20 protein-coding genes are annotated in these 20,982 nt (G+C 54.2%); 17 read left to right on the plus strand and 3 right to left on the minus strand.

Going from position 1 to position 20,982, the window contains the following annotated elements; translation table 11 throughout:
* Positions 1–147: 147 nt before the first annotated feature.
* The 3 genes from D1641_RS14655 to D1641_RS19535 are packed head-to-tail and all read left to right on the plus strand — an operon-like array spanning position 148 to position 2,777.
* Positions 148–606: an XF1762 family protein gene (locus D1641_RS14655; protein ID WP_160666984.1), complete on the plus strand. Its 459-nt coding sequence runs from the start codon at positions 148–150 to the stop codon at positions 604–606.
* On the plus strand, positions 603–1,322 hold the full coding sequence (locus tag D1641_RS19530) for a hypothetical protein (protein WP_160666986.1): 720 nt from the start codon (positions 603–605) through the stop codon (positions 1,320–1,322). The genes D1641_RS14655 and D1641_RS19530 overlap by 4 nt, the downstream gene beginning before the upstream one ends.
* A gap of 45 nt (positions 1,323–1,367) precedes the next feature.
* Entirely contained in the window at positions 1,368–2,777 is a 1,410-nt protein-coding gene (locus tag D1641_RS19535; RefSeq protein ID WP_347707443.1) for a CHAP domain-containing protein, read from the plus strand.
* A 64-nt stretch (positions 2,778–2,841) separates the two neighbouring features.
* Here the strand turns inward: D1641_RS19535 and D1641_RS14670 are convergent, their stop codons facing one another.
* Positions 2,842–3,069 (minus strand): helix-turn-helix transcriptional regulator, encoded by a 228-nt coding sequence (locus D1641_RS14670; RefSeq protein ID WP_160666988.1) that lies wholly within the window; start codon positions 3,067–3,069, stop codon positions 2,842–2,844.
* 156 nt (positions 3,070–3,225) lie between these two features.
* On the opposite strand from D1641_RS14670, the gene D1641_RS14675 reads away from it, so the two are divergent.
* The 12 genes from D1641_RS14675 (at position 3,226) to D1641_RS14730 (ending at position 15,961) form a co-directional block, all read left to right on the plus strand.
* Positions 3,226–3,678 carry a hypothetical protein gene (locus D1641_RS14675; protein WP_160666990.1) on the plus strand — a complete coding sequence of 151 codons (453 nt, stop codon included), beginning with the start codon at positions 3,226–3,228 and terminating at the stop codon, positions 3,676–3,678.
* A 224-nt stretch (positions 3,679–3,902) separates the two neighbouring features.
* The gene (locus D1641_RS14680) at positions 3,903–4,190 is read left to right on the plus strand and encodes an HU family DNA-binding protein (protein WP_120395979.1); all 288 of its coding nucleotides are present in this window, start codon (positions 3,903–3,905) and stop codon (positions 4,188–4,190) included.
* 165 nt (positions 4,191–4,355) lie between these two features.
* Positions 4,356–5,216, plus strand: a complete 861-nt coding sequence (locus tag D1641_RS14685) for a tyrosine-type recombinase/integrase (RefSeq protein ID WP_160666992.1) — start codon at positions 4,356–4,358, stop codon at positions 5,214–5,216.
* Between the two features lie 315 nt (positions 5,217–5,531).
* Positions 5,532–6,473 carry a diguanylate cyclase gene (locus tag D1641_RS14690; RefSeq protein WP_160666994.1) on the plus strand — a complete coding sequence of 314 codons (942 nt, stop codon included), beginning with the start codon at positions 5,532–5,534 and terminating at the stop codon, positions 6,471–6,473.
* Positions 6,470–7,153 carry a PilZ domain-containing protein gene (locus tag D1641_RS14695; RefSeq protein WP_160666996.1) on the plus strand — a complete coding sequence of 228 codons (684 nt, stop codon included), beginning with the start codon at positions 6,470–6,472 and terminating at the stop codon, positions 7,151–7,153. Before D1641_RS14690 ends, D1641_RS14695 begins: the two co-directional genes overlap by 4 nt.
* Positions 7,154–7,184: 31 nt before the next feature.
* Positions 7,185–11,555 (plus strand): SpaA isopeptide-forming pilin-related protein, encoded by a 4,371-nt coding sequence (locus D1641_RS14700; protein ID WP_160666998.1) that lies wholly within the window; start codon positions 7,185–7,187, stop codon positions 11,553–11,555.
* Positions 11,542–12,333: a class B sortase gene (locus D1641_RS19540; RefSeq protein WP_120396053.1), complete on the plus strand. Its 792-nt coding sequence runs from the start codon at positions 11,542–11,544 to the stop codon at positions 12,331–12,333. The genes D1641_RS14700 and D1641_RS19540 overlap by 14 nt, the downstream gene beginning before the upstream one ends.
* Positions 12,334–12,808: 475 nt before the next feature.
* Complete coding sequence (locus tag D1641_RS14710) at positions 12,809–13,318, plus strand: sigma-70 family RNA polymerase sigma factor (RefSeq protein WP_160667000.1); 510 nt, start codon at positions 12,809–12,811, stop codon at positions 13,316–13,318.
* Between the two features lie 85 nt (positions 13,319–13,403).
* Entirely contained in the window at positions 13,404–13,712 is a 309-nt protein-coding gene (locus tag D1641_RS19205) for a hypothetical protein (RefSeq protein WP_201757383.1), read from the plus strand.
* A 240-nt stretch (positions 13,713–13,952) separates the two neighbouring features.
* Positions 13,953–14,486: a type II toxin-antitoxin system PemK/MazF family toxin gene (locus D1641_RS14720; protein WP_160667002.1), complete on the plus strand. Its 534-nt coding sequence runs from the start codon at positions 13,953–13,955 to the stop codon at positions 14,484–14,486.
* Entirely contained in the window at positions 14,483–14,686 is a 204-nt protein-coding gene (locus D1641_RS14725) for an excisionase (protein ID WP_120397126.1), read from the plus strand. The genes D1641_RS14720 and D1641_RS14725 overlap by 4 nt, the downstream gene beginning before the upstream one ends.
* An 87-nt stretch (positions 14,687–14,773) precedes the next feature.
* A complete protein-coding gene (locus D1641_RS14730; protein WP_160667004.1) occupies positions 14,774–15,961 on the plus strand; it encodes a site-specific integrase in 1,188 nt (395 codons plus the stop codon).
* Positions 15,962–16,196: 235 nt separating this feature from the next.
* Here the strand turns inward: D1641_RS14730 and D1641_RS14735 are convergent, their stop codons facing one another.
* The gene (locus D1641_RS14735; protein WP_160667006.1) at positions 16,197–17,543 is read right to left on the minus strand and encodes an HD domain-containing protein; all 1,347 of its coding nucleotides are present in this window, start codon (positions 17,541–17,543) and stop codon (positions 16,197–16,199) included.
* The gene (locus D1641_RS14740) at positions 17,533–18,534 is read right to left on the minus strand and encodes a nucleotidyltransferase domain-containing protein (RefSeq protein WP_243149408.1); all 1,002 of its coding nucleotides are present in this window, start codon (positions 18,532–18,534) and stop codon (positions 17,533–17,535) included. The genes D1641_RS14735 and D1641_RS14740 overlap by 11 nt, the downstream gene beginning before the upstream one ends.
* Before the next feature lie 257 nt (positions 18,535–18,791).
* Between D1641_RS14740 and D1641_RS14745 the strand changes: the two genes are divergently transcribed.
* Together D1641_RS14745 and D1641_RS14750 are read left to right on the plus strand one after the other, a co-directional pair.
* The gene (locus D1641_RS14745; protein ID WP_160667010.1) at positions 18,792–19,595 is read left to right on the plus strand and encodes a hypothetical protein; all 804 of its coding nucleotides are present in this window, start codon (positions 18,792–18,794) and stop codon (positions 19,593–19,595) included.
* A 132-nt stretch (positions 19,596–19,727) separates the two neighbouring features.
* Positions 19,728–20,939: an ion transporter gene (locus D1641_RS14750; protein ID WP_160667012.1), complete on the plus strand. Its 1,212-nt coding sequence runs from the start codon at positions 19,728–19,730 to the stop codon at positions 20,937–20,939.
* The last annotated feature ends 43 nt before the right edge of the window (positions 20,940–20,982 follow it).

Raw genomic sequence — 20,982 nt, forward strand, 5'->3', positions numbered from 1 at the left:
CCGTGCCTTATACCGTAACTATATTGTAGGAGGTGATAACTCATTGAATAACGTAACTCATTCAATAAACCCGGCCCGGTGAGGGCCGCTTTTCCGGGGGACGGGCTTAATGCCTGTCTCCCTCTTTTTATGGACGGAGGTATGAAAATGCCATTGAAAATCAAGCCCTGCCACCTGCGGGCCGCGAGGGACTATGTGGGCCGGTATCACCGGCACAGCATCCCGCCCGTGGGCGGCAAGTTCGCCGTGGCCTGTTATGACGGGGATAGTCTGTGCGGCGTTGCCATTTGTGGCCGTCCCGTCGCTCGGTATCTGGACGATGGGCTGACCCTTGAAATTCTGCGCTGTTGTACGGATGGGACGGGCAACGCCTGTTCCAAGCTCTATGGGGCCTGCTGCCGCATCGGTTTTGATATGGGCTATGAGCGCATTGTCACCTATACACTGGCATCGGAGAGTGGAGCGTCCCTGCGGGCCGCTGGCTTTGCCTTTGACGGTGTGGCCGGGGGCCGGGAGTGGACGGGCCAGCGCCGCAGGGATTACTATGTGGCCCCCGCCGAACTGAAACACCGCTGGATGAAAAGACGGGCGGGTGAACGCCCATGAGAGAGATCAAGACCCGTGAAAAGGGTAAGGACATTAAAGTGCTGGACAAGTCCGCCGTTGTAGGACAGCGGATGAAAAACGCCTTTATCCGTTCCAAGCGGAACGCTGCGGCCCTGATGGATGACCGGCAGGCCACCCCCAGTGAGTACGCCGAGGATAAGGTGGAGTTTGCCGCCGACGATCTGGCCCACGACACGGCGAATGTAGCCGTGTCCGGGACAAAAATGGCGGTACGCCAGGGGCGGAACCTGTTTCAGCGCCAGCGGGAGAAGCGGGCGGCAGAGAAGCGCCGGGAGAACACCGCCCCCACCGAACAGGCCCCCGCCCCCGAACCGCCCCAGGGTGCGGCCCCGGAGGGCCAGCCCCCGCAGCGGTACAGCGGAACACCCCCGGAGGGACGGCTCCCGCGCCAGCGCGCCGATCCGCCCAGGGATGGGCAGCTCCCCCGGCAGGGCACCGGCCCCACCCAAGATAGACGGCTCCCACGCCAGCGAACCGGGACAGTCCCGGAGCGACAGCCCCTCCCCCGGTATGAGCGCACAGCGGAGCGGCCCCCGGCCCGTATTGACGTTGAACATCCCGTTGATACCGCAAACTCCATTGTGGAGCGTGGGCGGACTTTTGCCAAGAAGCAGGCCGCAAAGTGGGCCGAGCGGAAACGGCAAGTGAAAAACCGGGCTGTCCAGTCTGATCGGCCACCGCAGGTAAAGCTCTAGGATGCCGCCAAAGCGCCCCGGCAGGTGGAAACGGCGGTCAATACCGTGGAAACGTCTATAAAAGCGGCAAAGCGGCCCGCCCAGGCTATGGGGCAGACCGCAAAGGCCACTGGCAGGGGTGCAAAGGGCACCGTTAAGAGCGCCCAGCGGACGGTCAAAACGGCACAGCGCACCGCAAAGGGCACCGTGAAAACCGCCCAGCACACGTCTAAAACCGCCATCAAGACCGCAGACCATACGGCAAAGGCGGCGCAGAAAACGGCCCAGGCCACCGCAAAGGCGGCAAAAATGACCGCCCACGCCGCCCGTGCCACGGCCAAGACCGCCGCTGCTACCGCAAAAGCCGCCGCAAAGGGCGTTTCCGCCACAGTAAAAGCCATGATTGCGTCCGTCAAGGCGCTTGTGGCCGCTATTGCTGCTGGGGGATGGGTTGCCATCCTTGCCATTGTGATAATCTGCCTGATAGGTTTGATTGTCGGCTCCTGTTTTGGTATCTTCTTCTCCGGGGAGGACAGCGGCACAGGACAGACCATGCCCGCCGTTGTCCGGGAGATAAATCAGGAATACGAGGGAAAGCTGGAAGGAATCAAAAATGGCACCACCTACGATACGCTTGAAATGTCCGGCTCCCGCGCCGTCTGGCCGGAGGTGCTGGCGATATACGCCGTTAAGACCACCACCGACCCGGACAACCCCCAGGAAGTCGCCACGATGGACGATGGCAAAAAGGAACTGTTGAAAGAGATATTTTGGGCCATGAACGAGATCAGTAGCCACGCAGAAACCGCTATCACCACCCAAACCATTGAAACGGACGATGGAGCGGGCAATATCATTGAGGAAGAAGTCGAGGTAACAACAATGACCCTCTATATCACTGTGACCCACAAGACCGCCGATGAAATGGCGGACGCTTACAATTTCACCGCTGACCAGCGGGCGCAGCTTGCGGAATTACTGGCTGAAGAAAACCGCAGTATGTGGAGCAGCGCCCTATACGGCATCGGCGTGGGGGACGGGGAGATCGTGGTGGTGGCCCTCTCCCAGCTCGGCAACGTGGGAGGTCAGCCCTATTGGTCGTGGTACGGCTTCAACTCCCGCGTGGAGTGGTGCGCCTGCTTTGTCAGTTGGTGCGCCAACGAGTGCGGGTATCTGGACGCCGGTGTGATCCCCAGGACAGCGGGCTGTATCTCCGGCTCTGATTGGTTCAAAGATCGGGGGCTATGGCAGGACAACAGCTATGAGCCGCGCCCCGGCGACATCATCTACTTTGACTGGAACAATAAGGGCAGCTCTGGCCCCCAAGACGGCCTTGCCGATCATGTAGGCATCGTGGAGAAGGTGGAGAACGGCCTTGTCTACACCGTGGAGGGCAACTCCGGCGATAGCTGCCGGGAGAACCGCTACGCCGTAGGCCACTATGAGATTTACGGGTACGGGACGCCAGCCTACTGACCACCCCTTGACGCATAATTTTCGCCCTGGACTGACTGGAAACAGTTCGTCCAGGGCGGCTTTTTCATTCCTCAAACAGTTTTGAGGCGGGCACGTTCAGGGCCTCCGCAATTTTGAACAGCGTTTCCATCGACACGCCAAAGACCCGTGTGGGGCTTTCGATTTTTGCGACATACGACCATGACCGCCCGATCTTATCCGCAAACGCCTCCTGCGTCAGCCCCAGCAATTTACGGTAGTATTGCACCTTCAATCCGAAGCGGATGTACTGCTCCCGATATTCCGTTTCCATAGCGCACCCCTCTTTCCGCTAAAAGGGTAACACGAAAACGGAAAATTATTTAGAGAGCCTAATTGCCATTTATGGCAATATAATGATATAATAGGGCAACCACAGGATAAGAAAACCTACCGTCCGGCGAACGGGCGGGCACAAGGAGGTCATGCGATGGAGAAAACCTGTTTTTTTATCGGCCACCGGGACGCGCCGGACAGTCTGGCCCCGGAGCTGGACGCCCTGGTGGAGCGGCATATCACGGAGTATGGCGTGGGGGAGTTTGTTGTGGGGCGCTACGGCGGTTTTGACGCGCTGGCGGCAAGCGCGGTGAAGCGGGCCAAGGCGCGCCGCCCGGACGTGCGGCTGGTCTGCCTGCGGCCCTACCACCCGGCGGAACGGCCTGAAAAGACGCCCAGCGGCTTTGACGGCTCCTTTTATCCTCCAGGAATGGAGCGTGTACCGCGCAAACTGGCTATTGTCCGGGCCAACCGCTACATGGTGGACACAAGTGACTGTTTAATCGCTTACGCATGGCACCCTGGTAACGCTTGTGAACTGGCGGAATATGCCCAACGGCGGGCAATGCGGGGGTTGCTACGAGTGGTGGTGCTGGGTAGAATGTAATGATAAATAACTTCTTTGTCAGCACAGTTAATTTCAAAATTAATTTCATAAAACCAAAGCAGGAAAATCGAAAGTGGGCGCACTCAATGCTTTTATTCTTGCCAAATTTATTGACACCCGTGGTATTCGACTGTATAATGCGGATTTGTCCAGCTTTTTACTGTGCTGGATACACAAAATGTTATTGGCAAAGGAATACACCCTTTGCCAGAATAGGAGGAAATATGAACAAGCAAGAATTGATTGAACGTATGGCAGGTAAGACCGGGATGGCAAAAAAAGACTGCGGCATTGCTCTGGACAGTCTGCTGTCTACAATCACAGAAGGTCTGAAAAGGGATGAAAAAATCAAGCTGACTGGTTTTGGTGTCTTTGAAGTAAAGCACCGTGCAGCCAGAACAGGGCGCAATCCGCAAACCAAGGAAGTTGTGGAAATTCCGGCGCAGAGCGTCCCTGTGTTTAAGGCGGGAAAGGCTCTAAAAGAGAGCATACTCGGCAATGAGGAAAGCTAACTGCGAGAAGAAGGAAATACAGCCGCAAAAAGGAACAAAGATGAAAGTATGCCGCTGAGAGGCGGTTCATTTTTAGCCGCATGACAATGAACATTCACTTGCTTTGGAATAACCTTCTTTCTATTCGGAAAACTATCAGCATCGAATACAAAGGAGACTATTACCATGTTCACTCAGGAAACAGCTTTTACAATCACTGCCGACCATATTGCCCAGTACGCAGCACATCTCCAGGAGCAGGAACGGGCCAAAAACACGGTAAAGAAATATGTTCATGACCTTCACGACTTCATGGCGTTTTTGAATGGGCAGCCAATTACAAAAGGGGCTGTAATCGCATGGAAAGAACATTTGGCAGACACCTATACCCCAGCTACCGTCAATTCTATGCTGGCAGCGGTCAACGGTTTCTTTCATTTTATGGACTGGCCAAAGCTGTCCGTCAAACCGCTAAAAGTACAGCGTCCTCTTTTCTGCGATGAAAACCGGGAGATGACCCGCGCCGAATATGTCCGTTTGGTGGATGCGGCCCGGCGGCAGGGAAATGAGCGGCTGGCCCTGCTCCTTCAGACAATCTGCGCCACCGGCATCCGGGTGTCGGAACTCCGATTTATCACGGTGGAAGCGGCAGCCCTGGGCCGGACAGTGGTCAGCAACAAGGGAAAACGGCGAACCGTCTTTTTGCCGGGGAAGCTGTGCAAGCTGCTGAAAAAATATCTGAAAAAACAAAAAATCACCGAGGGTTCGGTGTTTGTAACGCGGACGGGAAAGCCCCTGGATCGCTCCAATATCTGGCGGGATATGAAAGCTCTGTGTGAAAGCGCCGGAGTGGAGCCAGACAAGGTGTTCCCCCACAACTTGCGGCACCTGTTTGCCCGGACGTACTACTCGCTGGAAAAGGACTTGTCCCGGCTGGCGGATATTTTGGGTCACTCCAATGTCACTACCACCCGTATTTATACTGCGGAGAGTGGTTTTGTCCACGCCAGGCAAATGGAGCAGCTTGGATTGATCCTTACAACATAATTTCCCTTATGTTGTTGTTTCGGCAAAAAGAAGTTACCATACATATCCGTATTATACAGGAAAACCACCTTTTTTACAAGCCTTTTCCCAAATCTAAATACGAAAGAACCGGCGGGATACGATTTATCATATCTCGTCTGATTTTTTGCGCCTATTTCCAGTCCTTTTTAGGTTTTTGCAATAAATTAGAGATACAATTCCCGATTCAATACAACATAAGGGAAACTATGTTGTGTCCATCTTCGACTTCAACAACAAAAGGGAAATTAAGTTGTTTTGAGGATAGCCTGAGCAAATACAGTAAGGAGTGGAGTTATGGAAAAAATACTGATTGTCGATGATAGTCTGCTGCAAGCGACTCAGCTGAAGGCAATCATAGAGGACGAATATAACGTTGCCATTGCGCAGACAGCGGAAGATGGTCTGCGCAGAGCGCACGATGAAGATTTTTCCCTCATTCTGCTGGATGTAGTAATGCCGGAAATGGATGGGTTTACACTACTGAAAAGATTGCAGGAGGAAATCATTACTCAAAACGTCCCGGTTATTTTGATTACCAGTCTTGCGGACGCAGCAAATGAACAGCGCGGGCTTATTTTAGGGGCCGTGGATTATATTACAAAGCCATATATTCCCCTGATCGTCAAAGCAAGAGTGAACACCCACGTCAAACTGTACCGATACCGCAGGCAGATCGAAGAACAGTCTATGACCGACCAACTGACTGGGGTTGCAAACCGCCGCAGATATGACCGTTACAGTCTGACGAAATGGCATGAAGCAGCCCGCCTGCAAGTCCCCTTTTCCGTCTGTATGTTTGATATTGACCATTTCAAAGTGTATAACGACACATTTGGACATCCAGCCGGGGACAAAGTAATCGCCGCCGTGGCAAAAACAATTTCCTCCCATTTGAAACGCAGCACAGACTTCGTGGCCCGTTACGGGGGAGAGGAATTTGTGGCGATCTCTATGGGTGAATCCTCTGGAAAAATGTTTGAGTATTTGCAAAAAATCCGGCAGGCCGTAGAAGATTTACACATTCCGCACAATCCGAAAGTATCCCAGTGGGTCACTGTCAGCATAGGAGGTGTTACTGTGATCCCCGAAACGGGAAGCGCCTATGACCTTCACCTAAAAATTGCGGATACAATGCTGTACGACGCAAAGAAAGGTGGCCGCAACCAAGTCGTTTGGGCCGACGAACAGTTAAAGCGGAAATTTGAAAAGCGAACAAAACCGGGGGTAAGTGTATGAAATTATTCAAGTTATTTGAGAAGAAGCCAGACACACAGCCCCGAAAGATTGAAGATGACGAGGATGAGCTGGAAATCTATTCGGGGATGCGTGTAGAGGTGACGGCTATGGATGGCCGTATGCTTTTCGTGGCAAAACTGATGGGCCTGCACGGGAATCAGGCGGAATTACATCAATATTCAGAAGCCGCCTTTTCTCAGGAGGAACCCTTTCCTGTCAGAATCCGCGGGTACAGCGACCGGGATCGAAAGGCAGTCTACATGGAGGGCGTGATTGCGCCCCTGCCGCAAAATAAATGTTCAGTTACAGAATTGAAGGTATGCCGGATTGGAAACGACCGCGCCTTTTTCCGCCTGGACACAAATCTGGACGCCACCGCCACCATGTTCAGCGGTTTGTCGATGGGTGAAAAACCGTGCAAGCTGCTGAATATCAGCATAGGCGGAGCCTGTATCAGCTCGGAACACCGATACCATGATGGCGATAAGTTTTTGCTGAAAGTCAGGCTGTTGGAGGAACGGCCGGAATCCGCCATGTTCAGCCAGGTCATGCGCGTCATTGAAAAGGGAGAGGATGGATTTGAATACGGATGCCGGTTTTTGGAACTGACCGACGCCGATCAGGAGCAGATTACACAAAACATTTTTGCGGCGCAAAGGAAAAAAATGGGACGGTCTTAAACATTTGCTGAAATAAAGGGGAGGATATGAAATGGGTATGTTTTATCGTCACAGCCGGGGCGGCAAACGGCTCCAACGGAAACCAAAATCCGAACACCATCCAGGAGTACGGCTTGCCGCACTCCTTTTGTGCCTGTCTATGCTGACGGGCTTTCTCCCTGCCCTGGCGCGGGCAGCGGACAATGGGGAAAAACTTTCCAGCATGGTCACATTTGACAGCATAACTCTCCACTATGCCGGTGCCGATGGACAGTCAGTAGGTGCAGCAGTTCAAGACAATACTTTGCTAAAAAAAGATGATAAGCTGATCCTGCGCTATACATACACGATTACAGAGGCTCAATGCAATAGCATACAAGCCGGAACGAAATATTACCTGGATGTATCTCCCCATTTGGTGCTGCCCCATTTGGAAGGCGGATCGCCACTAACAGTAGAAACAGAAGATGGAAAGCAGGAGCAGTTTGGAGCAATCTATGCAGATGGCAAGAGCGCATGGGTCACATTTGACGCAAAATCGGATGGGAGCGGCACAATTTTGTCAGAGTATGGTGAACTGAATAACGCTTATTTTTATCTAAACTGCAATCGGGCAAACGACATACCAGCAGGTGAAACGCCCATAGACGGAAACAGCAACCTCTACGCGATGAAGTTTGAAAACAACACACAGCTCAAATTTGGCTATGCGGAAAACGAGCCGGTATCGGCAAAGGCGCAGATCAACAAGGGCGGCAGTTTAACGGACAAAACGATCACCTGGACAATCAATTACACTCCCTGGCAGAACCCCGCCGAGGGCGACGGCGTTACCCTGGACACCCCCTTTGAACTGCGGGACACCATTGATACCTCCTTGCACAGCTATGTCAATAACAGTGTGACGATAGGCGGTCAAACGGTTACAGCCTATACTTCCCGTGATGTTATTCCAACAGGCGCAGAAACCTATGTGCTTGTAGAAATGTCAGAGGACGGCAGCAAGACAACCTTGACATTCGGCGGCACGAAATTCAACGCAGGTCAGGCTACGCAAGGAAATCAGGCAAAGCCGCTGACAATTACCTATCAAACCTCTATCAACGACGATCTTCTTCTGCCGGGAGGCGCAGGCGGCAAGAAGGTAACGAACGCCGCTGATTTATTTGCCAGTGAAAATGGCGTGTTCAACAGTCTAAGTATCAACAGCAGTAGCACTGTAACGATTCCCCAACCCACATGGCTGACCAAGACGGGAACAACGACCCGCAATCCCGGAAACGGCTCTACTACTGAATGGACGGTTACATTTAAGCCTAACGGCTTTAATTTTGCAACGGAAAACAATCTGACACTTCACGATCAGCTCCCCAGCGGCAGTACACTGGTGGCAGGATCAGTAAAGGTGAACGGAACAGCCGTAACAGCGACAGCTGGAACAAATAACGATTTTACCATTTCCCCAATTACAACGAACGACCAGCCTGTCACCATCACCTATCAGAGCCATGTGCCGGAGGATATGTACGACAGCGGCACAAGCCTGGGCAGCAATGTCGCATGGTTTACGTTCCACTATGGCGACCAGGATTATACGACACCCAACGCCAAAAAGGATGTTGGCAGCGGGGACGGCAGCGGAACTCCCGGCACGGCCCCTCTGGTCAAGTCAAACAGCGGTTATAACGCAAATGATCGGACGATTGAATGGACGGTGACAATAAATCCCCACAAGGCCAATCTCCGAAGCGGTACATTTACAGATGATTTGAGCGCCATTGGCCCTCAGACCTGTAACGGCAGCGGACACACCCACGGCTTAGAACTGGTGAACGGCACGACTGATATTGCAATCAAAATCAATGGAAACGACCCAACGGATGCTGAAAAAGCACTTATAAATTTACAATACAGTCAGCAGGTACTTACGATCACTGTCAGAGAAATCGGCGCAAAAACTATCACCCTCACTTACACCACAAAAGTATGTGATCCCTGTATTTTTGCAAACAACACAGCAAAAACAGCGTTCAAAAACACCATTTCAACAAATGATATGATTCTCGGAAGTCAGTCCACCACCGGGCGAAGCGCCAGCGCCGACAGCACAGCAAATGTCAGTGCCGCGGTCTTGACCAAGAAAGCGCCGGTATATGACTATGCCAGCGGCACGATGAAATGGACAGTAGAGGTGGACGCGGCGGGGCTGTCTATGGCCGATGTGGTCTTGACGGATGAACTGCCCAAAGGCTTGAGCTATGTAGAGAACTCCCTCGGCACCACCCCGGAAATTTCGGGCACGTCAGCAAATGTGAATGGTCAAACGCTGAGTATCAATTTGGGTACTGTCACAGGAAAGACAACAGTCACGTTTGATACCAAAGTTGACCCGGAGATTTTAGGCTTCGGCGGTGATAAGCCAGTCGTGGTGGAGAACACCATCCGCATGAACGGAACGGCGGACGGAGTTGAATTTGCGGAGGTTTCTCACCGCGTCCAGCAGAACTTTTCCAATCACGGTCTTGTCAAAAGCAGTACGGCAGACAGCAAGCAGGAGCTGATCCAGTATGAGGTGCTGATTAACCCATACCACCTTGCCCTCCCGGAAAATCCTTCGCTTGTGGACACGCTGGACAAAAGGCTCCAGTTGGACACTGATACGCTGCTTTTCTACAAGGCAACCCTGACTGGAACAACAGCGGTCAGCGGACAGAAACCCAATTATGAAAAGGTTGGGGATGGTCAACCGCTGAAAATCACCAACTTCGACCCGGATACGAACAGCTTTACCGTGCAGCTTCCTATCAACGCCGATAGCCGGGAAGCCTACGTGCTGACCTATACGGCGGATATTATTGACCATCAGGCGGGCGGTTACAGCAACAGCGTCCGCTTTGATGGCGGCTCCATTCTGCTGGGCGGCAACAAAAACAACAGCGCCTCCGTCGGTGGCGGCGGAGGCGGAGGCGGCGTTGCCGCTCGGAAAGCCACTATTACCATTGTCAAGACCGACAGTGAAACGCAAGCCTCGCTTTCCGGCGTGTCCTTCCTGTTATACCAATGGGACAGCGACAGCAATACAAGGGGCCTGCCTTTTGCCCAGGGGACAACCGACAGCCAAGGAAAGCTGTCTTTTAAGGTAAAACCCGGCGCGGTTTATGAGTTGGTGGAAACCGAAAGTATTCCCGGATACGGCAGTGCCTTTGGATGGAGCGTTCCCCTCCCTAACGGTGTAAGTGAAACGGACAGCGGCTTGCTGATTACAGCGGGCGCGGCAAAATCGGAGCTGAAACTGGAACTGACGAATGAAGCCCATACAACCGATATTGTATTCCGGCTGGTCAATGAATCCGGCATCCCGATGGCAGGCGAGAAAGTGAAGATATTCACATTTGACCCTACTGGACAAATTGACCCGATACCGACCAAGGAAGTAACAGTTTCCGTTGATGGAACAGTCAAGTTTCCGGGAATCCGCCGTGGAGCAACCTACTATGTTCAGCGCCCTGGCGGTGGGATTATGACTATAAATGTTCCTGCTCAAGTAAATGATGAACCAAAGGTAACATTGCCCGATGGTACATCAGTAACGCTTACAGCGGATTATCAGGCCACAGGTATTACAGAGCAAGAGCGGCAGTGGGCATTAACTGTCAATAAAGTAATCAGTGGAGGCACAACACCTCTGGCCGGGGCAACCATTGGGCTGTATGCAGATGCAGATTGCCAGACATTGATTAAAACAGGTATTAGCGGACAGGATGGAACCATCACTTTTTCGGGGCTGATAAAAGGCCAAAGCTACTGGCTGAAAGAAACGGCAGCGCCAAATGGGTATCAGTTAAATTCCAGAACCTACGGGGGATCGGAAGGAAATCCCAATGTAATTATCGAAAATACCCCATCACCTGTGAATCCTGGCAATCCCAGCACCCCCGGCGAACCGGGTACTCCCAGTGAACCGGGCACCCCCGGCGAACCGGGCACTCCCAGCGAACCGGGCACTCCCAGCGAACCGGGCACCCCCAGCGAACCGGGCACTCCCAGCGAACCGGGCACTCCCAGCGAACCGGGTACACCCGGCGAACCGGGCACCCCCAGCGAACCGGGTACTCCCAGCGAACCGGGTACACCCGGCGAACCGGGCACCCCCAGCGAACCGGGCACTCCCGGCGAACCGGGCACCCCCAGCGAACCGGGCACCCCCAGCGAACCAGGCATCCCCGGAGAACCAAGTACACCCGGCGAATCTGTCACTCCCGAATCCCCCGGCAGTGGAGGTGTCTCAACAGGCGACCCGAATATCCCGCAAACAGGCGATCATACACAGCTTTTGATTGTGGGCACTCTACTTTCAGGAATTGTGCTGGCGGCGATGACATTATACCGATTTTTGGGACAAAAAAAGCGTGAAAAAGAGTAAAGGGTTTCGATGCTTCTACATCCTGGTCTTGACTACTTTTATCATCTTTGGTACGGCGCTGGTAATACGATTAGCGGAACTGCAATGCGGGAATGAGTTTTATGAGCAGATAGAGGAAACGGATAAGCTGCTGTCCACAGCCTCTGTGATACACTCTCCGCCAATGACATCCCCTGTTCGACCCGCCGTACCAAAGGATCAGGAATGTGAACCTATCTTGCCAATCCCTCACGAACTGTCCTTGCGTCTATCCCATTTTGTTGACGAGTATTCTGATGCCGCCATCTGGCTCCAAATCCCGGATACACCGTTGGATTATCCTGTCATGCTCGGCACAGACAATCAGTTTTATTTGAACCACCTGCCCAACGGAAATAAAAATGCCCTCGGCAGCTTATTTCTGGACTACCGCACCAACGAGGACAGCGTTCACCTGATTGTTTATGGGCATAACGGGTCAGGCGGAAAAATGTTCGGCCTATTGAAACAATATGAATCACAGGACTACTTTTTGGGGCATAAAACGCTGACCGTAGCCACGTCGGACGCTGTATATGTCTGCCCAATTTTTTCAGTACGGCGAGTGGAGGCAGGCGGCAACGCTTATCGGTTGGAGTTCGAGGACAACAACAGCCTGACGGACTATATCAATCAAGCTGTGGCGGAATCGCTCTATCCGATTGATGTGGAGTTGGAGAATGCAGCAAGGGTGCTGACTTTATCGACCTGTACTGGCTGGCGCAACCAGCGTTTCATTGTGCAGGCGATAATGAGATAGACGATAATTTCTTATATCAAGCGCAAACAAAACATTTCATAATTTTATAAACAGATAATCTCCAACTTCGTTTTTGAATCAAAGAATCCCGCTAAAAAGGCGTCAAGGGAGCTGTGTGCAACCCTTGACACCTTTTTTTATTTTAACAGGTGATAACCGATGATCTGGCCTTTTGCACCGCCGGACTGTTCTGTTTGGCAGCATGGACAAGCCCCACCTCCACATTTTTTGCAAAAAGCGCAAACAGCCTTGCGGTTGTTTGCGCCCCTTTTTTCCTCGACAGCCTTTTACAAAATCTCCTATCGAATAATGGGGAATTTTGTAAAAGGCTGTCGGGTTTTATCTGTGAAACTATCCACAGGCAAGCCGCATCGGCAGAAAATCGAAAAAGTTTACATTTTGGCGTGAAATGGCCCATGTGCCGTGGCCCGCCTCCAGTCTGAATTTTCAAAAATTCAGACTGGAGGTAATGAAAATGGCAGACAGCCATCCCAAAAACCTTGATCCCCGGCCCAAGCGCCGGAGGGATGAAGAAAACCCTTATGAGATATATACCGCTGGCATCAACACCGCCCACCCGCGTTACTTTCTGGCGTTTACAGACGACAGCAAGGTAAAACGCTGGATGGAGATTGACAAAGCCCTGTTCGATGCGTTCAACGAGTTTGAGCTGGACGATCTTTCCTTTTTCAACGAAGTGGACAGGCACTATGAGAAATCCGAGGTGACGGAAGCGACTCTGAACAAGCGGGCCGCAAAGCCCCAGGAGAGCGTGGAGGAAGCCGTTTCTCAGCGGATGGAAGTGGACAAGCTGCATCAGGCAATCGCTAAACTACCTGAAAAGCAGCGCCGCCGTTTGGTGCTGTACTACTTTGGGGAGTTTACATACGAACAAATTGCGGATATGGAGGGATGCACAAAAAGGGCTGTGAAATTCAGCGTGGATATAGCTCTAAAAAATCTCAAAGAAATTTTTCAAGAGTGACTACACTTTTAGCGTTTGAGTGAGGAAACAGGTGGAGGGCGATGGAAAGCCTTTCACCTGTTCCTCGTTTATGCGGTGAATGGGTTTGACCTTTGACAACTTCATACCCATTCATCAAGCACAATCCCATCGCCGCAAGCCTCTTTTGACGCTGCGCCAGGATGTGCCGGACGCCGACAGCGGGATGCCAAACTATCATTTCGTCCACGGTCTGCCGTCCGGCATGGAGCGAGAACCAGCGGCCATGAAATACCGGGCGGCTCCCGGTACGGCCACGACCGGCGATGGGGACAATGAGACTCCTGTTCAGTCACAGTCCGAGCGTGATAGCGTTTTCCAGCGTGAAGCCGTCGCAGGCAATGAGAACAGCCGCATGAGAACCATGCGGGGGTGAAATTCCCGTGGAGCTGGTGCCCGAAGGAAATGCCTTTAGGCGCGCCACCAGCCGTTTGATGATTTCCCATAGCGGGCCGGGGTGTCGCGGACAAATAGGCTTGCTTTCATATAAGCCGGACAGCAGGACAGGTTTATGGAAACGGGAGTGTTTATGCTCCGCCAACCTTGATATGTCATGCTGTCCGGCTCCTACATAGACGGCGCAGGCCGTCTAATCTTTATGAGGAGGTCAAACACCATGAGCAGGACATATTTACGCGGCGATTTATACTACGCTGACCTGGGCCACGGGATCGGCTCGGAGCAGAAGGGCACCCGGCCCGTCGTTATCATCCAGAACAACGTGGGCAACAAGTACAGCCCCACCGTCATTATCGCCGCCGTTACCAGCAAGGCCAACGTCAAGGCCAAGCTGCCCACCCACTACTACCTGGACGCCGGGAACGGTCTGGCACAGCCCTCGCTTGTCCTTTTGGAGCAAATTCGCACCATAGACAAGCAGCGGTTGTCCAGCTACATCGGCAGACTGGACGAGAAACATATCCGGGGCATCAACCACGCCCTGGCGGTCAGCATCGGTCTGATCGAACCCGTACCTCCGAAACTGACACTCTGCTTATGCGGCGCTTGTGCTGACGCTTTTCGCGGCACAAGCGCTTTTGTTTTGCGGGAGGCCGCGCCGGGACAGGCTGAAAAAGAGGTCTGCGTCTACTGCGGTCAGCGCCCCGGTATGGAATATGTGGTCACGCCGAAAGGAGGGGCGCGGGTATGAGTTATCCTGACGTGCCCATTTGGGAGAAGTACACGTTGACCATAGAGGAAGCGGCCAAATATTTCCGCATCGGGGAAAAGAAGTTGCGGAAACTGGCGGAGGAAAACCCGGACGCCAACTGGCTGATAATGAACGGCAACCGCATCCAGATCAAGCGCAAGCAGTTTGAAAAGGTCATTGACTCTCTGGATGTGATCTAATCGCAGATTTGTATTGAGCCGAAAATATGATAAAATATACTCAAGTCGTATCAAGGCTCGTTCCAGTTTTGGAAAGGAGTTTTACCAATGGCGGAAAAACGGCGCGACAACAAAGGCCGCATTTTAAGAACTGGAGAGAGCCAGCGAAAAGACGGGAGATACGCATATAAGTACACGGACAGCACCGGCAAGCCCCAATTCGTCTATGCCTGGAAGTTGGTAGCCACGGACAAGACCCCGGCTGGCAAGCGGGACGATATTTCCCTGCGTGAGAAGGAGAAGGAGATCAACCGGGATATTGCGGACGGCATCGACACTGTGGGCAAAAAAATGACCGTCTGCCAGCTCTACGCCAAGCAGAACAGTCAGCGGGCGGATGTGAAGCGGGGCACCAAGAAACAGCGGGAATACCTGATGGGCCTTTTGCGGGATGACCCTCTCGGCGGGAAAAGCATCGACGCAGTAAAGCCCTCCGACGCCAAAGAGTGGGCCATCCGCATGAGGGAAAAGGGCTTTAGCTTCCAGTCCATCAGCAACTACAAGCGTTCCCTCCGGGCCGCGTTCTTCATCGCCATCGAGGACGATTGTATTCGCAAGAACCCGTTCAGCTTTGCCCTGAACAAAGTCCTGGATGATGACAGGGGTGAGAAAACTGTACTGACGCCGGAACAGGAGGTAAGCCTGATTGACTTCGCACAGAATGACCCGGTATATCAGAAGTACGCTGATGAGCTTATCATCCTGCTGGGAACCGGGCTTCGCATTTCCGAGTTCTGCGGGCTGACCACGAGCCTTGATTTTAAGAACCGGCTGATCCAGGTAGACCACCAACTCCTGCGGGACAGCAAAAACGGCTACTACATCGAAACGCCCAAAACCAAGAACGGCTACCGGGAAATCCCTATGAGTGAGCCGGTCTACCGGGCGTTAAAGCGAGTGCTGAAGAATCGGGGCAAGAAAGCCACCATCACGGTGGACGGCTATACCAATTTCCTGTTTCTCAAAAAGGACGGGACGCCGAAAGTAGGCATGAACTATAACGCCGTGATTAGGGGCCTTGTGAGGAAGTACAACAAGCAGCATAAGGAGCAGTTGCCTAACATTACCCCGCACTCCCTGCGGCACACGTTCTGTACCCGTATGGCAAACGCCGGGATGAATCCCAAGGCTTTGCAGTACATCATGGGCCACGCCAACATCACCATGACGCTGGACTACTACACCCATGTTGATGCCTGTTCCGTAAAGGCGGAGATGGAGCGGCTGGCTGCGTAGTAAAGTAGTAAAAAAGAAGCGGCAGGCCGCTTTTACTACTTCCGTACTACGTTTCAGCGCAAAGTCACGCCGGGATACGCCGAGATATGCAAAAAACTCTCCCGAACGGCAAATGGCGGAAACGCCTGAAAATCAAGGCTTTGCCACCATTTGCCGAGTTACATAAGGTTAGAGCTGGAAATTGCAAAATCTTTCTTATGAATTATTGAAACTACTTGTATCCTTAAATCTTCACTTAATTAGATTGATTGGGCTGTTTATCAGTGATCAACAAAAGAAGCTCTTCTCTGTTATTCGGAACTAATCCGTCGAGTACCTGTCCCAGCACCCCGTTCAGCATCCGTCCTACCTCCGGTCCAGGCGCCACCCCCGCAGCAATCACATCCCGGCCGTTGACCGCCAGATCTTTCAGGGAAAAGCACTGGCCCTGAGCGACAATTTCTTCCGCTTTTGTTTTCATTTTCTCCAGCTCCGCCAGACGATCTTTTACAAGCTCATATGCCTGTCCCATCCCATCCGCCCGCTTGACCTCCAGCAGATGGAAAAAGGTTTCCGGCCCCAGACGGCCCAGCCATTTGCGGATGGAGCGGTCCCGGTTTGGGATCTGCACATCGTGGTGCTCCACCAGGGTAACTACTCGCTCCCGGGTCTTGTTGTCAAATTTTAGTTCCCGGAGCATCTGATCGGCCAGCTTGACGCTGATGGCGGGGTGACCGTAGAAGTGGTCGATTCCATTCTCATCGGTGGATTTGCAGGCGGGTTTGCCGATGTCGTGGAGGAGCATGGTCAGCCGCAGAACCAGGTCAGGCGGAGCTGCCTCCACCGTGTGGATGGTGTGCTCCCAGCCGCCCCAGCAGTGCCAGGGGTTATTCTGCTCCAGGGTGACCAGCGGCCCCAGTTCCGGCCAAAACTCACACAGCACATCGGGGTACTGGCGCAAAATCTCTCCAGCCTTGCTACCTACCAGCAGCTTGCACAGCTCCACATTGATACGCTCTGCCGCCACATGCTCCAGCATGTGGTGGTTTTCATGGATAGCCTGGGCGGTCTGTTCCTCAATCTCATAGCCGAATACTGCCCCAAACCGCAGGGCCCGCATCACCCTCAGGCCGTCCTCCTGAAACCGCTGGACGGGCTCCCCCACGCAGCGGATCAGCCTGGCCCGGATATCGTCCCCGCCGCCAAAGGGATCACGCAGACCGCCGTCCAGCCCCAGGGCGATGGCGTTCATGGTAAAATCCCGCCGGGCCAGGTCGGACTCCAGGCTGGAGACAAACTCTACATAGTCCGGGCGGCGGCTGTCGGAGTAGGGCCCCTCGGTGCGGTAGGTGGTGATCTCGCAGGGTTCGCCCTCCTCCAGCACGGTGACAGTACCGTGCTTCAGCCCGGTCTCGATCATCCGGTGGCCGGCAAAACAATGTTCTGTCTCCTCCGGACGGGCGGAGGTGCAGATATCCCAGTCGTGGGGCTCCACGCCCCTCAGCAGGTCCCGCACACAGCCGCCCACCAGATACGCCTCAAAGCCTGCGCTGTTCAGCGTTTGGAGGATACGCCGTGCCCCGTCAGGCATCTCAAAATTCATCCCGCACCACCCTCTCGTTCACCTCCATCTTGAACGCCTCAATCCGAGCCAGGTCGGGCATCTCCGGGAGGGAAGTATGTTCTTTGGCGTAATCCAGCCGCCGTTCCAGGTCGTTCAGCAGATCGTAAAAGGCGGAATTGAAGCTGTGGTCCTCTTTCTGGTAGCGGCCATTTCGGATGTCCATAAGCAGATTATGGTCCGCCTCCCGGCAGGTAACGATCTCCTCCTTCTCCAGGATATCCAGACACATAAGATAGAGCCGCACCAAATGCATAGCGTGCTTGTTCAGATGGGCGTCATCCTTCTTTTTGTTCCGGTGGTGAATTTTGTCATAATTCCTGGTGATCTCCACCAGCTCGCTGACCATACCGGTGAGGGTGCGCAGGGGCACCTGCTCCATGCGGATATTCGCCACCACTTGGGGCTCACCATCCACCTGGGCCACGGACAGCTTAATCTGTTCCGGAGTGAAGCTGCAGTAACGCTCCGGGAACGTGGAGATGGTGTTCTCACAGGAGCCCATAATGTGCCGTTCCTTTACCTCAGCGGGGTAGGCGTCGTGGGCCAGAGCATTCTCCAGGCGGCGGAGCTGCTGGTTGGCGTAGCCGCCGAATGAGTCAGCCGCCCGGCGGGAGAGAAACATCTTCCGCTGGGCAATGAGCTGCTTTCCGATGGGCCTGAGCACTTGATAGTGCTCAGGTTTACACCCCAACAGCTCAATAGTGTTGGGGTTGCAGCTGATGAGCAAAGTAAACAGCTTATTGAAAGCGTATATCGCGGTATCCGTCCCGGTGTCCACCACCTGCTCAAAATCGCCCATGCCCAGCAGGTCCGCCTTGCTGTTCAGAGTACAGCCCCGAATGTCGATGTCAGAGCCTTCCACATTGGTTCCGTAGGCATAGCTGCCCCCGTAAGTGAGAAAAATGATATGTCTCCCAAGATGTGGGTCAGTCTTTAAAAATTGATATTCCGGCCTGTCCAGTAATTTCAAGGTGACCGCCTCCAATCCGTAAGGGCACTTCTATAAAACAGCTTATCGAATTCTGAGCATCAAGTCAAGCCAAATATGCCAATATATATTAAAAGTCTGTGCTGTGCTGGTAACTCTGTCATCCGCAAAGAACCACGGATTTGGCCAAGGCATAAAGTGTTTTTAACCCTCTCTATTTGGTTGTAAAAATTGAGCAGTTACGCCATATCTTCAAATAGCTTGTCCCCTAAAAGTGTCCTTGTGGAACAACGCCCCATGTGGTGGAGCCCAAACTTCCTGGAGCGGTGGAGCGCTATGTGAACATGGGAGACTGCTACGACAAGGAGGCTCTGTGGCCGCTGCGGGAGGAGATCATGTCCTGCATGGCCGGCTACAAGGGCTGCTACCAGCGGGCCTACCGCTGTCTGGGGGCCGCCGCCGAGATTATGGAGGATCAGCGGGCCATACTGCTGACCGACACGCTGACTCAAAAGCTGGCCAAGCGGGCCCACGGCATCCTGTCCCGGGAGATTCCCCGGCAGAAGGGCGCACTACCCGGCCAGATCAAGCAGCGCTTCCTGGGAGCGGTCACCCACCGGGGGCCGCTGTGTCTGTATGACACCGCCCTGACCCAGTGCGGCCGGGTCTATGAGCTGACCGACAGCTGCGGCCTGGCCCACGAGCTGCTCATCCGGCTGCTGGCCGGAACGGCGGCCAACGGCTACAACGCGGTAGTCTGTCCAGACCCCATGGCCCCCGACCGGGTGGCTCACCTGCTGATCCCCCAGCTGGGGCTGGCGTTCCTCACCGTCTCCGCCCCCCTCTCCCTCCCGGAGGCGCCCCACCGGCGTATCCGGCTGGACACGGCGGCAGACAGCGAGGTGCTGCGCCACGCCCGTCCCCGGCTCCGCTTCGCCAAAAAGGTATCCGCCGCCCTGGTGGATGAGGCGGTGTCCTCTCTGGCTCAGGCCAAGGCCATGCACGACGATCTGGAGGCCCTCTACAACCCCCACGTCAGCTTCGGCCTGGTGGACCAGACCGCCCAGGCCGTCTGGTCAGAAATTCAGTCCTTCCGGACGTGACAGCCCCGGCCCGCGGAACCATATTTTCCGCGGGCCGGCTGTAAGTTTTCCGTAAAATAGATTGACAACGCCGTCAAGGAGCTGTTAAAGTGTAGTGAGGGAGAAAACCGTGTCGGGAGCGTGGTTCATGCTATGGCTGATAAAGACATCTGGCTGCACCGCAGAAAGCGGGTATCTGAGATCATCGAGGTGGGCTATACAGAGGACCGGATCAGCAGGCTGTATGACCTGGTCAACTCCACCTCCATCGTGGTCAATCTGGTTATCAGCGTGCTCTATACCTTTGAGGAGCTCCGGGCTGTCTGCGGGGGCTGGCTGCTGAGCATCGAGGCGGTCACCGTGGCCTTTTTCGCCGTGGACTACTGCCTGCGGCTGTGGACGGCCCGGTTCCTGAACCCCAAGCTGTCGGAGGCCAGGGCCCTCTGGAAGTACATAACCTCCTTCAGCGGGCTGGTGGACCTGCTCTCCTTCCTGCCCTACTACCTGCCCATCTTCTTCCCCTCCGGGGCGGTGGCCTTCCGGATGTTCCGGGTGGTGCGCATCTTCCGCCTGTTTCGCATCAACGCCTACTACGACTCGCTGAACGTCATCACCGAGGTTATCGACAGCAAGCGCCAGCAGCTGATGTCCTCTGTGTTCATCATCATCATCCTCATGCTGGCCTCCAGCCTGTGCATGTACAGCCTGGAGTACGAGGCCCAGCCCGAGGTGTTCACCAACGCCTTCTCCGGCATCTGGTGGGCGGTGTCCACCCTGCTCACCGTGGGCTACGGGGACATCTACCCCGTCACCTCCATGGGCAAGCTGTTCAGCATTGTCATCACCTTCCTGGGGGTTGGCATGGTAGCCATTCCCACCGGCATCATCTCCGCCGGCTTTGTGGACCAGTACTCCCGCATCAAGCGCATCAGCGAGTACGCCAACGAGGCCGAGGTCCACTTCATCAAGGTCCACCTCACCGAGAAGGACCGCTGGTCCGGCCAGACGGTTCAGTCCCTGGGCCTGCCCTCAGGCATCATCGTGGCCGCCATTCAGCGGGAGGGACAGGTTGTGGTTCCCAGGGGAGACGTGGGCCTTCTGTCCGGAGACACCCTGGTCCTGGGCGCGGCCGCCATAGGAGACGACAGGCACATCGACCTGAAGGAGATAGTCCTGCGCAAGCACAACCCCTGGAACGGCCAGCGCATCCGTGAGCTGGACATCTCCCGCCAGACCATTATCGTCATGGTCAAGCGGAAGGGGAAAATCCTGATCCCCAACGGCAGCCTGGTCCTGGAGGAGGGGGACAGCATCATCCTCTATACCCAGTCCCACCTCCGGGGGGCCAGCACAATCGAGGTATAAAACAAGCTTCCCTGGCTGCGCCGGGGAAGCTTGTTTTTCATAT

Origin of the sequence: Colidextribacter sp. OB.20 (assembly GCF_009911595.1) — a bacterium.
Taxonomy (GTDB): Bacteria; Bacillota; Clostridia; order Oscillospirales; family Oscillospiraceae; genus Lawsonibacter.

What these genes read in the sequence shown, in the direction of transcription:
- D1641_RS14655 (WP_160666984.1), top strand. Translation starts at nt 148, where the DNA reads ATGCCATTGAAAATCAAGCCCTGCCACCTGCGGGCCGCGAGGGACTAT.
- D1641_RS19530 (WP_160666986.1), top strand. Translation starts at nt 603, where the DNA reads ATGAGAGAGATCAAGACCCGTGAAAAGGGTAAGGACATTAAAGTGCTG.
- D1641_RS14670 (WP_160666988.1), bottom strand. Translation starts at nt 3,069, where the DNA reads ATGGAAACGGAATATCGGGAGCAGTACATCCGCTTCGGATTGAAGGTG.
- D1641_RS14675 (WP_160666990.1), top strand. Translation starts at nt 3,226, where the DNA reads ATGGAGAAAACCTGTTTTTTTATCGGCCACCGGGACGCGCCGGACAGT.
- D1641_RS14680 (WP_120395979.1), top strand. Translation starts at nt 3,903, where the DNA reads ATGAACAAGCAAGAATTGATTGAACGTATGGCAGGTAAGACCGGGATG.
- D1641_RS14685 (WP_160666992.1), top strand. Translation starts at nt 4,356, where the DNA reads ATGTTCACTCAGGAAACAGCTTTTACAATCACTGCCGACCATATTGCC.
- D1641_RS14690 (WP_160666994.1), top strand. Translation starts at nt 5,532, where the DNA reads ATGGAAAAAATACTGATTGTCGATGATAGTCTGCTGCAAGCGACTCAG.
- D1641_RS14695 (WP_160666996.1), top strand. Translation starts at nt 6,470, where the DNA reads ATGAAATTATTCAAGTTATTTGAGAAGAAGCCAGACACACAGCCCCGA.
- D1641_RS14700 (WP_160666998.1), top strand. Translation starts at nt 7,185, where the DNA reads ATGGGTATGTTTTATCGTCACAGCCGGGGCGGCAAACGGCTCCAACGG.
- D1641_RS14710 (WP_160667000.1), top strand. Translation starts at nt 12,809, where the DNA reads ATGGCAGACAGCCATCCCAAAAACCTTGATCCCCGGCCCAAGCGCCGG.
- D1641_RS14720 (WP_160667002.1), top strand. Translation starts at nt 13,953, where the DNA reads ATGAGCAGGACATATTTACGCGGCGATTTATACTACGCTGACCTGGGC.
- D1641_RS14725 (WP_120397126.1), top strand. Translation starts at nt 14,483, where the DNA reads ATGAGTTATCCTGACGTGCCCATTTGGGAGAAGTACACGTTGACCATA.
- D1641_RS14730 (WP_160667004.1), top strand. Translation starts at nt 14,774, where the DNA reads ATGGCGGAAAAACGGCGCGACAACAAAGGCCGCATTTTAAGAACTGGA.
- D1641_RS14735 (WP_160667006.1), bottom strand. Translation starts at nt 17,543, where the DNA reads ATGAATTTTGAGATGCCTGACGGGGCACGGCGTATCCTCCAAACGCTG.
- D1641_RS14750 (WP_160667012.1), top strand. Translation starts at nt 19,728, where the DNA reads ATGGCTGATAAAGACATCTGGCTGCACCGCAGAAAGCGGGTATCTGAG.